This window comes from Bartonella sp. Raccoon60 (assembly GCF_002022585.1).
Taxonomy (GTDB): domain Bacteria; phylum Pseudomonadota; class Alphaproteobacteria; order Rhizobiales; family Rhizobiaceae; genus Bartonella; species Bartonella rochalimae.
Map to the genome: position 1 here is coordinate 1,177,182 of NZ_CP019786.1, position 15,319 is coordinate 1,192,500.

At 38.2% G+C, this 15,319-nt stretch carries 9 protein-coding genes, 4 tRNA genes and 2 rRNA genes (1 of these 15 running past the window's edge); 7 read left to right on the top strand and 8 right to left on the bottom strand.

Annotated features, from left to right (window positions below):
* Positions 1-61 precede the first annotated feature (61 nt).
* The 4 genes from Bra60_RS05170 (at position 62) to Bra60_RS05185 (ending at position 3,520) form a co-directional block, all read left to right on the top strand.
* A complete protein-coding gene (locus Bra60_RS05170; RefSeq protein ID WP_078673954.1) occupies positions 62-754 on the top strand; it encodes a glutathione S-transferase family protein in 693 nt (230 codons plus the stop codon).
* 563 nt (positions 755-1,317) lie between these two features.
* Positions 1,318-2,124: a 4-hydroxy-tetrahydrodipicolinate reductase gene (gene dapB / locus Bra60_RS05175; protein ID WP_078698131.1), complete on the top strand. Its 807-nt coding sequence runs from the start codon at positions 1,318-1,320 to the stop codon at positions 2,122-2,124.
* Between the two features lie 35 nt (positions 2,125-2,159).
* A complete protein-coding gene (locus tag Bra60_RS05180) occupies positions 2,160-2,780 on the top strand; it encodes a 2,3-bisphosphoglycerate-dependent phosphoglycerate mutase (protein WP_078692451.1) in 621 nt (206 codons plus the stop codon).
* A 655-nt stretch (positions 2,781-3,435) separates the two neighbouring features.
* Positions 3,436-3,520 (top strand) — tRNA-Leu (locus Bra60_RS05185).
* Positions 3,521-3,719: 199 nt separating this feature from the next.
* Here Bra60_RS05185 and Bra60_RS05190 read toward each other — a convergent pair.
* A complete protein-coding gene (locus Bra60_RS05190) occupies positions 3,720-5,045 on the bottom strand; it encodes a hypothetical protein (protein WP_078698132.1) in 1,326 nt (441 codons plus the stop codon).
* Between the two features lie 1,380 nt (positions 5,046-6,425).
* Between Bra60_RS05190 and Bra60_RS05205 the strand changes: the two genes are divergently transcribed.
* On the top strand, positions 6,426-7,007 hold the full coding sequence (locus tag Bra60_RS05205; protein WP_078698133.1) for a hypothetical protein: 582 nt from the start codon (positions 6,426-6,428) through the stop codon (positions 7,005-7,007).
* A gap of 1,060 nt (positions 7,008-8,067) precedes the next feature.
* Here Bra60_RS05205 and Bra60_RS05210 read toward each other — a convergent pair.
* From Bra60_RS05210 to rplU, 3 genes are all read right to left on the bottom strand, one after another.
* Positions 8,068-8,157, bottom strand: a tRNA-Ser gene (locus Bra60_RS05210).
* 68 nt (positions 8,158-8,225) lie between these two features.
* Entirely contained in the window at positions 8,226-8,495 is a 270-nt protein-coding gene (gene rpmA / locus Bra60_RS05215; RefSeq protein WP_035006833.1) for a 50S ribosomal protein L27, read from the bottom strand.
* A gap of 12 nt (positions 8,496-8,507) precedes the next feature.
* Positions 8,508-8,987 (bottom strand): 50S ribosomal protein L21, encoded by a 480-nt coding sequence (gene rplU, locus Bra60_RS05220; RefSeq protein WP_078688844.1) that lies wholly within the window; start codon positions 8,985-8,987, stop codon positions 8,508-8,510.
* Between the two features lie 289 nt (positions 8,988-9,276).
* On the opposite strand from rplU, the gene Bra60_RS05225 reads away from it, so the two are divergent.
* Positions 9,277-9,366: transfer RNA gene (locus Bra60_RS05225), tRNA-Ser, on the top strand.
* 77 nt (positions 9,367-9,443) lie between these two features.
* Here Bra60_RS05225 and Bra60_RS05230 read toward each other — a convergent pair.
* Positions 9,444-10,211 carry an N-acetylmuramoyl-L-alanine amidase gene (locus tag Bra60_RS05230; RefSeq protein ID WP_035006829.1) on the bottom strand — a complete coding sequence of 256 codons (768 nt, stop codon included), beginning with the start codon at positions 10,209-10,211 and terminating at the stop codon, positions 9,444-9,446.
* 800 nt (positions 10,212-11,011) lie between these two features.
* Here Bra60_RS05230 and Bra60_RS05235 point away from each other — a divergent pair.
* Entirely contained in the window at positions 11,012-12,109 is a 1,098-nt protein-coding gene (locus Bra60_RS05235) for a DUF3792 family protein (RefSeq protein ID WP_078698134.1), read from the top strand.
* A 555-nt stretch (positions 12,110-12,664) separates the two neighbouring features.
* On the opposite strand, the gene Bra60_RS05240 is transcribed toward Bra60_RS05235, so the two are convergent.
* The 3 genes from Bra60_RS05240 to Bra60_RS05250 form a co-directional block, all read right to left on the bottom strand.
* Positions 12,665-12,741 (bottom strand) — tRNA-Met (locus tag Bra60_RS05240).
* An 88-nt stretch (positions 12,742-12,829) separates the two neighbouring features.
* A 5S ribosomal RNA gene (gene rrf, locus Bra60_RS05245) occupies positions 12,830-12,944 on the bottom strand.
* 87 nt (positions 12,945-13,031) lie between these two features.
* Positions 13,032-15,319: ribosomal RNA gene (locus tag Bra60_RS05250) — 23S ribosomal RNA — on the bottom strand; it runs 524 nt beyond the window's last position.

Below are 15,319 nucleotides of genomic sequence, written 5' to 3' on the forward strand. Positions count from 1 at the left end.
TTTTTATAAAAATATTTTATTATTTGAAAGAATCCATCGACTTTATCTGATCGTATAAATTATGCTAACACTTTTCCATTATCCTCTCTCTTCTGCTTCCCGTTTTATACGCATTGTTCTTGAAGAATATGTTGTGGCTACTCAACTCATTGAAGAACATGAATGGGCAAGGAGGAGTGAGTTTCTTGCACTTAATCCAGCAGGACATTTACCAGTCCTTCTTGCTGAACGTGAAGTTCCATTATCAGGTGCCATTGTAATCTACGAGTATTTAGACGAAACACGTGGTAGTTTACGGCAAGAAAAGAGATTTTTCCCCGAAACTTCTTTAGAGCGAGCCGAAGTACGCCGCCTTGTTGAGTGGTTTTTAAACAAATTTGAAAATGAAGCGACCCGCCATATTGTACGAGAACGAATCTATAAACGTGAAATGCCATTAACTCTTGGTGGTGGAGCACCTAACTCGCAAATTTTACGTAATGCTCGCGCTAATATTCCGCCACATATGAATTACCTAGAGTGGCTTTGTGCATCCCGTGATTGGCTCGCTGGATCTGAACTATCTTATGCCGATTTAGCAGCTGCAGCTTCTATTTCAGTACTTGACTTTTTAGCAGAAATTGACTGGAAACTTTTTCCTGCAGCTCGTGAATGGTATACGCGAATTAAATCTCGTCCTTCTTTTCGACCTCTTTTAATGGATCGCATTCGGGGAATTGCGCCTAGTTCTCATTATACTGATCTCGACTTTTAACTAGAAGCATATAGTCTAATCTTTTATTAAAAGTGATATCTATTGAACCATTGCATACCATTCTTAAAAACTGCCTTCATATAAAGAAAGTTTTTCTTCAATTTTCCAACAAAAGCGCTTATGAAAACAACAGTATAAATCAAATCAATCATTGAAAAACATATATTCATTATTAACGAGAGATTACTTTCTCGCTTAGATCCGTTGTAATACATAAATATTCTATCCGCTTTAAACAATCCTATACCTTTTATGCAAAGCTTATCTCTGAAACTCTCATCATTGTTTCACTACCATTCTTTCTAAAAAGATTGGAAACTTCTATCTCTTTAATATCAAATGAAGATTCCCTTTTTTAAAAGGAAATAATAATCTTTCAAAAGCAAATTTAGGGTATCATTATAACAACTAAAATAACAAAATAAGAGAAAAAATAACTCAGCAATCTGTAATAAAACACTATATAAAGATGTTTCCTTATCCTTATATAAATAAAAAAACAGTTGGAAAAAAAAAGAAACTTTGCCTATAATTTAAAAGTAGAACATTATAAGGAGAAAAATATGCGCCTTGCAGTCGTTGGTGCTAATGGAAAAATGGGAAGAGAACTGATTACAGTGCTCCAAGGTAGGCAAGATGTAAAACTGAGTGCTGCAATTGTACGCAAAGGATCACCTTTTGTAGGAAAAGATGCGAGCATATTGATTGGTTCAAACTCACTGAACATTCGCATCACTGATGATTTTGAAGAGGCCTTTTCTAAGGCAGAGTGTATTTTAGATTTTTCTCAACCAGCAGCTACTATCATTTATGCAGATTATGCAGCCCAAAAAGGTCTTATCCACATTATTGGAACGACTGGATTTAATAAAAAAGAGGAAGAACAAATTGCTGCCTTTGCAGAACACACAACCATTGTCAAATCTGGAAATATGAGTCTTGGCATTAATCTTTTAGCCAATCTTGTAAAGAAAGCAGCTAAAGCGTTAGAGGCTGACGATTTTGATATTGAAATTTATGAAATGCATCATGCTGAAAAAGTTGATGCTCCCTCTGGGACTGCCATTCTTCTTGGCGATGCAGCAGCTAAAGGACGCAATGTTACACTTAAAGATGTCAGTATTAGCGAACGCAATGGCTATACAGGTAAACGTAAAAAAGGCACTATTGGCTTTATCTGCTCACGAGGAGGAACAGTTATTGGCGATCACAGTGTTACTTTTGCAGGTTTAAATGAACGCATTGTTCTTTCACACTTTGTGCAAAAACGTTCTATTTTTGCTCATGGTGCATTAAAAGCAGCACTATGGGCAAAAGAACGTAAAAATGGCCTTTATTCAATGCTTGATGTTCTAGGATTAAAAGATTAATTTTCATAATCAACAATCATTATAGGAATTTCAACGTGGGACGCACACTTGTATTAATTCGTCACGGACAAAGCGAATGGAACCTAGAAAATCGCTTCACTGGCTGGAAAAATCCAGCGTTGACAGAAAAAGGCAATAAAGAAGCAATAACAGCAGGGAAAAATTTAAAAGCAGCCGGATTTAAATTTGATACTGCTTATACATCTGTCTTACAGCGTGCTCAGAAAACTGCAGAGCATATTTTAGAACAATTAGGGCAATCAAATCTTCACTTAGTGAAAAATACAGCATTGAATGAACGAGATTACGGTGATTTATCCGGCTTGAATAAAGATGAAGCACGTCAAAAATGGGGAGACGAACAAGTGCACATCTGGCGTCGTTCTTACACGATTGCTCCCCCTAATGGAGAAAGTTTGCGCGATACTGGTGCACGTGTTTGGCCCTATTATCTTCATCATATTCAACCTCATATTTTACGTTCTCAAACTGTTCTTATCGTAGCACACGGTAATTCTCTTCGTGCTCTTATTATGGCACTTGAAGGTCTCAATAATGAAGAAATCATGTTGCAGGAATTAGAAACCGGAATTCCTATTATTTATGAATTCAATAGTGATTCAACAATTAAATCAAAAGAAATCATTATGCCTTAAACTCCTAAAATGCATATAGAGAAAATTCTTTCAAATGAATATGTCCAATAACAGCTCTCTCCATGACTATAAAAAATATAAACCTTACTTTTAAAAACCGTAGCCATCGTTTTTAAATAATGAACTTGGAGTATTTTCGTTTCTGACACACTTCTTTGGTTTTCTTAATAATTTTTGTAATTTGTCTCGCTTTATTGAATGATATGCTAATATTTTGAGCAAATCCCTATAATTATTATCAATTACTTTAGACTTGCTTAGTGAAAGAGAGGTTTGATTTGACCTATAAAATCCTAAAAGGGTTTGTAAAATAAAGAATCGAAACTTAAAATTTCTAGATCAATATCTCCTAATATATTAAGAATACCTTGTACCGATTTCCAAAGCATTTCTAGTACTTTTCTGCACAGCTTCATTCTTCTTGATACCCTTGAAGAATTTGATTTCTGAAGTAGAAGCAGGTCTCTATTTTAGAATTCATGAAATACATATCTTTCAATTCATTTTTACAAGAACACATAAAATATAAGAGATCTAAAAAAGTATATAAAGTTACCCCAAGAGACTGCAAATGAAACTATTTTTGAAAGATTTGACAAAATTTAAGTGCAATGACATTGACAGAAGAATTTCATAACCTTAGATGAATTTTATAGCCCAAATGGCGGAATTGGTAGACGCACAGGTTTCAGGTACCTGTGCCGCAAGGCGTGGAGGTTCGAATCCTCTTTTGGGCACCATGTGCTTTTTAGCAACATATAACTTATTGTTTTTACTAATTTTAAGGGATGCAAATAAGATTTCGCAATACCTTTTGATAAAGCATATTATAAATCAATTTTTATTTAAAAAATTATTACGCTTTAGATTATTAAAATCGAAATGAATAAAAGTATTTGCCTCCCCCCATGAATACAAAAAATGTAGGATTTTACATTTTTACCTGAAAAAAGAAGGCATTTTTACTTTGAAATTACTAACTCTGCGTTCTCTATTTGCCGATACGTTGGCATTTCTCTCAGCTTGACTAGAAATTTTTACTCCGTTTTCACTATATTCTTGTCTCAGAAAACTAACATAATTATCAATTTCTTTAAAAAGACTGGAATCCTCTTTAACTTGATACGTTGCCTTCAATTGATTCTTTAAAGACTTTATGATATGCTCCATATAAGTTTTATTTCGTTCATCACGTTCATCGAGAGCTAAACTTCTCTGTATCATATCCAGATCTGAAGCTAATATTTTCGAAGCTTTCGAATCTCCGGAAAGACGTTTTGATAACTTCTCAATTTCCTTGCGACTTTCAATAGAGTTCCTTGTTATACTTTTTGCTGTAAATACCTTTTCACTATGTTCTTGTCTCAGAAAACTGACATAATTATCAATTTCTTTAAAAAGACTGGAATCCTCTTTAACGTAATATCTTTCCTTTAATCGATTCTTTAAAGACTTTATGACATGCTCCATATAAATTTTATCTCGTCCATCATGTTCACCAAGAGCTAAACCTCTCCGTATCATATCCAAATCTGAAGCTAATATTTTCGAAGCTTTCGACTCTCCGGAAAGACGTTTTGATAACCTCTCAATTTCTTTGCGACTTTCAATAGAGTTCCTTGTTATACTTTTTGCTGCAACTGCCTTTTCACTATGCTCTTGTCTCAGAAAACTGACATAATTATCAATTTCTTTTAAAAGACTGGAATCGTCTTCAACTTGATACTCTTCCCTTAATCGAGCTTTTAAAGACTTAACAATATACTCCATATAACGTTTATCTTGTTCATCACATTCACCAAGAGTTAAACTTCTCTGTATCATATCTAAATCTGAAGCTAATACCTCCGAATCTCCAGAAATACGTTTTGATAACCTCTCAATTTCTTTGCGACTTTCAATAGAGTTCCTCGTTATACTTTTTGCTGCAACTACTTTTTCATTCTGTTCTTGTCTAACCAAACTAACATAATTATCAATTTCTTTTAAAAGACTGGAATCGTCTTCAACTTGGTACTTTTCCTTTAATCGAGCTTTTAAAGACTTAACAACATGCTCCATATAACGTTTATCTCGTTCATCACGTTCACCAAGAGCTAAACTTCTCTGTATCATATCTAGATCTGAAGCTAATATTTTCTGATCTCCAAGAACACGTTCTGCTAACCTCTCAATTTCTTTTCGGCTTTCGACAGAATTCGTTATTTTACTTGTTACAACATTTTCTTCTTCAAATGTAGGATTAAAAGCTGAATTTCCTGTCATGTCTTTCCTCAATAAATTGTATAAGGCGACTTATTAATAATCAAAAATCGAATTTGAGCTTAAAAACTGCCTTTATTATAATCAATCTGTTTTTTACTAATCTTGATTACTTTATTTGTAAACTATCTTTTTGCAGAAATAAGTATTCACTTTGTTTTTTATGCTTTAAAATTCGTCTTTCCAAATTTGGACTGATAACAATAAAGTTTTTTCTCTCCAGATATATTAAAGAAGAGCCAGTATAGAACGCATATTTAATTGTACATCCACTGAGGCAAGATGCAGCATGCACATCAGCCTCACGTTCGAAAAAGCGCAACTGTCTCTCAACAGAAGCATATTCCCATAAAGGATCCATGTGCTCCATAACTCTGCACGTTATCCTTCTCCTTCTTCATGCAAAGTTGCTATCAGCATTTACCAAGCTGTATCCTTAACAGACTCGATCTCATCAACCCAACTCCGCAAAAATCAACCTATCAATTTGATAGCCGCGACATTACAATCAAACCCACAAAACTGAAAATCTATACGATCATCTTTCGACTGAATCGATGACTCACCTCGCTTATAATAAGCCCCTTAAAAATCATAGGATTCTACCGCAGATTTAATTTCTTCCAAAAACTCTCATCAAGAGAATTCTAAAACTAACGAGCGTACAGAATAGTGCCAGAAATCCACCCATCATAAACTGACAGTTCTTTAAACAGCTATCAAACAAAGAAGCTGATCTTACCCAATTCTCTACCTCCCCAAGCTACACAAACCAATATCTTACCTGTAAAATAGGAATAAGCTTAAGAACAATCTTAATTCGCCATGTCATCATTAAACAAAGAAGCTATTGCTACACACCCTATCATTTTATAGCATAACTATTTTTATCCATAACCTGTAACGATAAAACCTTGCCAAGAAGAGATAAATAAACGACTCTGCAACTGACAGCTTGTTTTTCTAAATGAAGAAATACCATCATTCTTTATTTTCTGCATTCTCAGCGGCTTTAATCACGGCCTCTTTCAAAATATGCGTAATATTATTCGGAATGCTTTTGACACAGCCACGTCCCGCTTTTGGCAGATTGCGCTTAAGGAGTATTTTGGAGTCTAAGGTGTATTTCTGATATCAGAAATACACCCTATAGATAATAAAAAAGCTGTATTTGCAAGAAATACAGAATCAATACACTCAGTTTTAGAGACAACACGACTAAATGGAATAAAGTCATTCAATACTAAATAAAGCATACTCTCAACATCAACACAAAACACTAAACATTGTGTTTATATCTCAATTTACCCCTCTAAACGCTAACTACGCATAATTGTATCAGCTAAACGAATCGATTATGTAATAGAAAAAAGGGGGAGTATCATGACACACATCGTCAGATTTATAATTTTATTATCTACTTTCATATTATTTGGATGTACGAATGTAGATAATTTAGATCAATATGATGCACTCTACGAAAAGTATGTGAGCACAAAATACGAAAATTCCGAACATGCTGACAAGATGCAAAAAGCATCAGAATATATATACTCTCGTGGTTACGATGATTTCTTTTCAAGATTTCATCCCGTGCGCCACCGTCACATACTTATGACTTTGTGTGGGCGTTATGCAAACTTATTACAAGGTGATTATAATAAAGAGATGGCATGGGCAAATTTACCAACACACATACACACGCTACGCTATAATTATAACTGGAAAGAAAATATTTTCGTTTTGGCGCAAAAAACGTCCAATGAACTTACAAACCCAATGTTTCAGTATGCAAAAAAGTTCCTTACTTCTCCTAATGGCATGACTCCAAAAACACAAATAGCAGATCTAATATCGACAATAGATGCAGCAATTACTATGCCTTCTTATGGTGAACTGATTAAAAAGGTACCGCAATTTTGTACTGACATTCAAAGAGTATATAATATAATGGAGTCTTTTTAGCATCATTTATATAGATGCATAAAGAAATGAAGGAATATCGATAGCTTGATGAAGACTTCATTGATAATCACAGAGGAGCCTGTTTCTACTCTTTTCACGATGGACTTCCTATATCGAAAGCACGTGATTGATCACAATGAACCACCTATATTGTCTATAATCTTGTTCCTACAAATGAAACAATAAATCTGATATTCATCAAAACTTCCTCCCTTACAATAGAAAAAATAACTGGTATTTTCGTAATATATGTAAAATGCCTCTGGTGATAAAGTCAGCACGAGGAACATTCCTTTTTGATCATAAACCGGAGCTGCATCAAGCTATATAGATCAGATTTTGCTCCGCTTTATTAACAAAAGTTCTCGATTAATAGACTCAACATCAAACCACTCTATATTCTCGTCGGCAAAATCTGCTGAAACATCATATTGGCCAACAATTCACCAAGAAGTTTAGCTAAGAAACACCTATGATTTCATAACCAAATGCCTCTTATCAAGCGCTAAACCACCTTTAATATCTTCAGCAAGATGAAAATATCAAGGAATGCAAGCAATATAGAAAGCATAACTGCCCCTCAGACTTTCCATAATTTTATTATAGACGTAAAATATGCTCTCTCAATTTTATAGACCAAAGACTACTATTTTTAGCTTCTTACCTTTTACAAAAAATATTTCTGTAGAGCATTCAGAGTACTGCACACTGAATTGACAAAATGGTTCTATTAGAAAATAAAATATTTATGCGTGAGAAAAATGGAAATAAGCTCGTTAAAGAAAGTTTTGGCAATTTATTGCGTAAAACAGGCAATGCAGTGGATATTTAAAATCAATTCAGGAATGAGAAATCAGCAGCAATACGTCCTGCTAACGTTGGTGTTACAGTTTCCGAAATGGAAGCAATCTTTATTAAACAAAAGAGAGCATAGCATTGCCCTACATGCAAATGTCTAAGAAAACAAAGAGAAGCCATTTAAAATGAAGGATAGGACAGAAAAAACAGAGTAAGATCAAAAGTCCCTAGCCTTTAGATAACACATGATTTTATTGATATTTGGCGGAGAGAGAGGGATTCGAACCCTCGATATGGTTTCCCATATACACGCGTTCCAGGCGTGCGCCTTCAACCACTCGGCCACCTCTCCAAAGGCTTACACTCTACCTGTAGAGAAATAATGTGCAAGCTTAAATCCTATATATGTTTATATCTTGCTTATTTTGCAGTTTCTGCCATAGGAATAACTGAAACATAAGAACGGTTACTTGCTTTTTTGCGAAAAGAAACTATTCCATTTGAAAGAGCAAAAAGAGTGTGATCTTTTCCAATACCAACATTATCACCAGGATGCCAACGTGTACCACGCTGACGAACAATAATGTTTCCAGCAATAACGGCTTCCCCACCAAATTTTTTAACGCCAAGACGTTTTGATTCCGAATCGCGGCCATTGCGCGAAGAACCTCCTGCTTTTTTATGTGCCATAACTGTCTTCCTTTAATTCTTTTCACCTTTTGATGCCTTGGAAGCTACCTTTTTTGTCGTAGCCTTTTTTTCAGTCGTTTTTTTAGCAGTTTTGCTAAGAGAAGCAGAAGCTTTCGTTTCTTTTGATTCTTTTACTTTCTTGTTAACGGGCTTTTCAGCTATTTTTTGCACTTTGGAAGCATCACTTAAAACTTCTAAAATACGCAACGTTGTCAATTCCTGGCGATGACCACGAATACGCTTTGAATTTTGACGACGACGTTTTTTGAATGCAATAACTTTACGCGCACGGCCCTGCTCTACAATTTCAGCCGTCACCAAAGCGCCCGCAACAATAGGCGTACCAACAGTCATGTTATCGCCTTCATGGAGCATCAATATATTGTTTAATTCAATAACACTCCCCACATCACCAATAACTTTCTCAACTTTTATGACCTGGTTTTCAGCAACACGATATTGCTTACCACCAGTTTTAATGACTGCGAACATTTTTTATCCTTTCGTTCGATCCAGCTCTTATTTTACTTTATCAACAGAGAAAATAGGCTGCTTTTTATCAGTCTTAATGGTTTCAAAAGGTATAGAAAACACCTACAAAACACAAATATGCGCAAATTACTTCACGCTCAAGCGTAAATATATATGATAGAATTTCTATTCTATGTCAAGAAAAGCCCATTAAAAAGCAAAAAAAGAACTTGTATTCGAAGAAATTGGAGATTATCACACCGTCATTAAATTAAACAAGATAGATAGAATTTATTGTATCCTAAGATATGGAGAGATGGCTGAGTGGTTGAAAGCACCGCACTCGAAATGCGGCATAGGGGTAACTCTATCGGGGGTTCAAATCCCTCTCTCTCCGCCAAACATCAATAAATTAACCCCCCTCAACTCACTGTTATCGTAATCGCAAATATTTGAATGAAAATGAACTAAACTATTTTAAGAAAAATATTTGTCTACCAATGCATAAAGAACCGCTGCTGTTTCGGCATCCAAAATCCCATCATAATTGCTTTGCCGGAAATGAAGCTGAAATGCTCGGATTAATGCCTTATATCCATCTTCTGTTTTTGCAATTGAAGTATCATACCCATATTGCTTAAATTTAGCAATAATATCCGCTTTAGCAGGAAGACTCTTACAGAATTGCGCTTGATAACAATTCTTCAATTCATCATCATACCACGCTCCTACACCTACTGTATAAAGCTCTTTCCATGGAAAAGCTGCACCTGGATCGCTTTTTCTAACAGGAGCAATATCACTATGACCAACAACATTGATTGGCGTAATATCGGGATAACGTTGTAGAATATTTAATGCAAGTTCTTTAACCGCATCAATTTGCATAGGATTATAGGGAGGAAATATAGGCATTCCATTCATATCATCAGTCACCACACTGACTATTTCAATTCCAATAGATGTATCATTCAGATTGCTTCTCCCAGCCCATGAGCTAACACCAGCATGCCACGCACATTCATTTTCATCAACCAAATTAAAAATACGCATATCTTTAAATCCCGCTTCAATATACGTTTTCTCCAAAGGATCAGGAACAAGATAATGTGCGCTAACCTTAGTACCTGTAAGAATTGCAACCGACTGTTTAAAATCAATTGCAGTGTAATGCATAACGAGAAAACGAACACGACGATTAAAGCTTTTTACAGAACGATAACTATTGTAATCAATCTGATACATAATAAAACTCCTCCTTTTTGTTTAATCGACTCATACATTGCGCAATCACAATAGACTGAGTACAATGCTAGGATTTGTGCTACTCTTGAAAATTGATTACAGCTTCACACTTAATATGCTTAGTTTTGAAAGCAATTAAATAACCTAAATTACACCCACTACTAAAAGTAGATTTCTCTATACAATCACGGAAAAGCTCTCAAAACTCCCCCCTACATTCCCGCTTGGCACAAAACTGCACCATCTATTTTTCTATTATTTATCTAAATAACACAGCTTACAGCTAAATCTCTACACGGAATCCTCAGCGATCGTTTGAGCATAGCCAAAATAAAATAACATGCATCCATTTGAAATTTCTTTTAAAAAAACTTCATGACTATTTTTTGACTATTTTAGTAAAAAACATTTTTTTGGAACGTTTGGATGAAAGTAGTCATTTTACCAAATGAACGTATATTTCTTATTTGATATTTAATTATTGTATATTTGGATTATTTTTCTGTTATCTGTTGCTTACTTTAAAATGCTCAGCGAGTTGACAGTTTTTGTTTTTTTTCATTTTTATGTTTTTTTGTATGGTTTCTCCTTTTGAAGAAGTCTGAGCAATATTGTTTGTGTGATTTTCTTTTTTCACAGTGCGGAGTGAGATAGGCTATACTTGCTGCGTATTATTTTGTCTCCTTCTTAAGCTTTTTAGCATTTTGATTTCAGTTTGTTTTTTCCTTTTTTCATTTTTTTTGGAACTTGCATTGGTTTTTCTCATTTTAAGTTTAAGAATTATTGAAGGAGAGAGAGATATGGAAACGCGGATCCCAACGAAGCATCCCTTAGAGCGACATTTTACAGGTGAATTTTCTTTAGAGACGGAGAGTTGTCACTATAGACCGTCTGTTTTATCTTGGTCCTCGATTTTTGCTGGATTACTAACGCTTTTAGCAACATCGGTTTGTTTTTCATTTTTGTTAGCAGCCTTAGGCTTAAACCAAATGACCTTTTTTTCTCCCTTTTCACTAGAGAAGAGTTTTCTCTCTGTTGGGGTGAGTTCAATTTTTATTTTTTGTCTAAGCTTTGGTCTTGGAGGTTATGTTGCTGGTCGTTTTTCGGATCACTCAGGAGCGCTTCACGGTTTTTTGACCTGGGCCCTTTTTATGCTTTTGGTGGCGCTCCAAAGTGCAATTTTACTTTCTGGCGCGGCTCATTTAGGCGCTAAGACTGTTTCAGGAGTTGCAACAACAACGAAACAAGCGATCAGTGATTTTAGTTCAGAAGGTGGCAAACTTGTTCCTCTCACAGACCGTAAAAATTTTGAGGATTTTTTCAACGATAAAAGGAATGCTCTGTTTGATTTTAACAAACTCAGCAATGACTTACAGGCACTTTTAAATAAAAGTGATATTCCAGCCCTCAATCCGGACAATCTCTATAACGCTTATAGAGAATCAGTCAAAGACCTTCGTTCTACCATCACATCTTTTAAGAATGATCCTTCTAACTATCGTCTTTTGGTTAAACAACTCAGCGAACGCCTTTCGGATCGTGTTAAAAAGCTGAACACCCAGATTGATCGTCGCGATGTCATCCATCAGCTGACAAACAATGGACTATCACAAGCTGAAGCAGAAAATACTGCAGAACGTGCGATTGATATTTATCAAACAGCGAACAAAAAAACTAAAGAAGCTATTCAATCACTGAACAAACAGGTAGAAGCTCTCTCGCAGAATGCTCCTACTCATAAAGGAGCCCAAAACAGTTTTGCAATTGCGGATAAAGCCATAAGCACAGCTTCTAAGATTGGATTGTGGAGTTTTTTTGCAAGCCTTCTTGGTGCTGTAATTGCCAGCATTTCTGGATATTATGGTCATAAGAGACGGTCTCATTCTTACACATTGTAAAATTTCGATTTTGAGACAAAAGAGGCTGATCAACCTTTAAGAACTCTACAAAGTAAAACCAGCTTTACAAAAGCTGCACCACGTGTGCAGCTTTTTTATTAAAGACCCTTTTTCTTTGAAGCGACCTGGGTATTTTCCCTCATGATGCATCATGCCATCAAAACGGACGTCTCATCTGAGACGGATCCTCTTCCCGCTTCTCTCTTGACGTCTGGCACATTGATTTGAAGTGACCTGGGTATTTTCCCTCATGATGCACCATGCACCATGCCATCAAAACGGACGTCTCATCTAAGACGGATCCTCTTCCCGCTTCTCTCTTGACGTCTGGCACATTGATTTGAAGTGACCTGGATATTTTCCCTCATGATGCATCATGCCTTCAAGACGGATGTCTCACCTGAGAAGGATCTTTTTCCAGTGGTTTTTTATTATTCCCCCAACAACACCGCTCCAAAGAGGAAGGAAGCTTTTTTTGTGTTGGATCGCCTACTGATCTCTTGTCGCGTTTATTTTAAGGATTATTTTATTGATACAAACTTATTGATCCGAGACTGGTTGCGGGGGCAGGATTTGAACCTGCGGCCTTCAGGTTATGAGCCTGACGAGCTACCGGGCTGCTCCACCCCGCGTCACGGAAGAATTGTCGCAGAAAGGATACGACGATTTTTAGATATTTTTTTGAAGAGTGTTGAAGAGTTCTTTCTATGCGCTTAGCAGACCTGGCAGCGACTTACTCTCCCGTGCCTTAAGACAAAGTACCATCAGCGCTGGAACGTTTCACGGCCGAGTTCGGGATGGGATCGGGTGCAGGCGCTCCGCCATAACCACCAAGTCAGCGAAAAGCATAGAAAGGAAAGAGAAGTTGTCTTATTGCTATTTTAATTTGTTTTGTTTTTTTAAATGAATAGAGGGAATGAGAACGATCAAGCCTATCGAACGATTAGTATCAGTAAGCTTCATATGTTACCATACTTCCACACCTGACCTATCAACGTGGTGGTCTACCACGGTTCTCAGGGAATACTCGTTTTCAGGTGGGTTTCCCGCTTAGATGCCTTCAGCGGTTATCCCGTCCGTATATAGCTACCCTGCTATGCGGCTGGCGCCACAACAGGTCCACCAGAGATACGTCCATCCCGGTCCTCTCGTACTAGGGACAGATCCTGTCAATATTCCTACACCCACGGCAGATAGGGACCGAACTGTCTCACGACGTTCTGAACCCAACTCACGTACCGCTTTAAATGGCGAACAGCCATACCCTTGGGACCTGCTCCAGCCCCAGGATGCGATGAGTCGACATCGAGGTGCCAAACAACCCCGTCGATATGGACTCTTGGGGGTCATCAGCCTGTTATCCCCGGCGTACCTTTTATCCGTTGAGCGATGGCCCTTCCACACGGGACCACCGGATCACTATGACCGTCTTTCGACTCTGCTCGACTTGTCAGTCTCACAGTCAGGCAGGCTTATGCCATTGCACTCAACAAACGATTTCCGACCGTTCTGAGCCTACCATCGCGCGCCTCCGTTACTCTTTAGGAGGCGACCGCCCCAGTCAAACTACCCACCATACACTGTCCTGGATCCGGATAACGGACCGCAGTTAGACATCCATGTCGATAAGGGTGGTATTTCAAGGACGACTCCACAAAGGCTTGCGCCCCTGCTTCAAAGTCTACCACCTATCCTACACATATCGCCACAAATGCCAGTGTAAAGCTATAGTAAAGGTGCACGGGGTCTTTCCGTCTAACCGCAGGAACCCCGCATCTTCACGGGGAATTCAATTTCACTGAGTCTACGTTGGAGACAGCGGGGAAGTCGTTACGCCATTCGTGCAGGTCGGAACTTACCCGACAAGGAATTTCGCTACCTTAGGACCGTTATAGTTACGGCCGCCGTTTACTGGGGCTTCAATTCAATGCTTGCACATCTCCTCTTAACCTTCCAGCACCGGGCAGGCGTCAGACCCTATACATCGTCTTGCGACTTCGCAGAGCCCTGTGTTTTTGGTAAACAGTCGCTACCCCCTGGTCTGTGCCACCCTTTAACGGTTGCCCGCTAAAGGGTCACGCTTCTTCCGAAGTTACGCGTGCAATTTGCCGAGTTCCTTCAACGTAGTTCTCTCAAGCGCCTTAGTATTCTCTACCTGTCCACCTGTGTCGGTTTCGGGTACGGTCTATACGTGGGAGCTATTTCCTGGAATTCCTTCACTGCAAGATCAATCCAATAAGACCTTACAATTTACGCAATCCGTCACTTCCCACAGGTCCACGAATATTAACGTGGTTCCCATCGACTACGCCTTTCGGCCTCGCCTTAGGGGCCGACTCACCCTGCTCAGATTAACTTTAAGCAGGAACCCTTGGACTTTCGGCGAGGGAGTCTCTCACTCCCTTTATCGTTACTCATGTCAGCATTCTCACTTCCGATACCTCCAGGAGCTCTCACGAGTCTCCCTTCACAGGCTTACGGAACGCTCCGCTACCACTTACTCATAAGAGTAAATCCACAGCTTCGGTGTATGGCTTGAGCCCCGTTACATTTTCGGCGCAAAGACCCTTATTTAGACCAGTGAGCTGTTACGCTTTCTTTAAATGATGGCTGCTTCTAAGCCAACATCCTGGTTGTTTTGGGATCCTCACATCCTTTCCCACTTAGCCATAACTTGGGGACCTTAGATGGTGGTTAGGGTTGTTGCCCTTTCCACGACGGACGTTAGCACCCGCCGTGTGTCTGCCAGTTATTTCTTCCAGGTATTCGGAGTTTGGTTAGGTTTGGTAATCCGGTGAGGACCCCTAGCCCATCCAGTGCTCTACCCCCTGGAGAATAAAACTAACGCTCTACCTAAATAGATTTCGCGGAGAACCAGCTATTTCCGAGTTTGATTGGCCTTTCACCCCTAGCCACAAGTCATCCCAATCTATTGCAACAGATACGGGTTCGGCCCTTCAGTAAGTGTTACCTTACCTTCAGCCTGCTCATAGCTAGATCACTCGGTTTCGGGTCTAATCCAACGAACTGAACGCCCTGTTCAGACTCGCTTTCGCTACGCCTACACCTATCGGTTTAAGCTTGCTCGTTAGACTAAGTCGCTGACCCATTATACAAAAGGTACGCCGTCACCCAGAACGTATCTTGGGCTCCGACTGTTTGTAGGCATTCGGTTTCAGGTTCTTTTTCACTCCCCTTGTCGGGGTACTT

Coding starts and splice junctions, on each gene's coding strand:
- Bra60_RS05235 (WP_078698134.1), top strand. CDS start 11,012: ATGGAAACGCGGATCCCAACGAAGCATCCCTTAGAGCGACATTTTACA.
- dapB (WP_078698131.1), top strand. CDS start 1,318: ATGCGCCTTGCAGTCGTTGGTGCTAATGGAAAAATGGGAAGAGAACTG.
- Bra60_RS05230 (WP_035006829.1), bottom strand. CDS start 10,211: ATGTATCAGATTGATTACAATAGTTATCGTTCTGTAAAAAGCTTTAAT.
- Bra60_RS05190 (WP_078698132.1), bottom strand. CDS start 5,045: ATGACAGGAAATTCAGCTTTTAATCCTACATTTGAAGAAGAAAATGTT.
- Bra60_RS05170 (WP_078673954.1), top strand. CDS start 62: ATGCTAACACTTTTCCATTATCCTCTCTCTTCTGCTTCCCGTTTTATA.
- rplU (WP_078688844.1), bottom strand. CDS start 8,987: ATGTTCGCAGTCATTAAAACTGGTGGTAAGCAATATCGTGTTGCTGAA.
- Bra60_RS05205 (WP_078698133.1), top strand. CDS start 6,426: ATGACACACATCGTCAGATTTATAATTTTATTATCTACTTTCATATTA.
- rpmA (WP_035006833.1), bottom strand. CDS start 8,495: ATGGCACATAAAAAAGCAGGAGGTTCTTCGCGCAATGGCCGCGATTCG.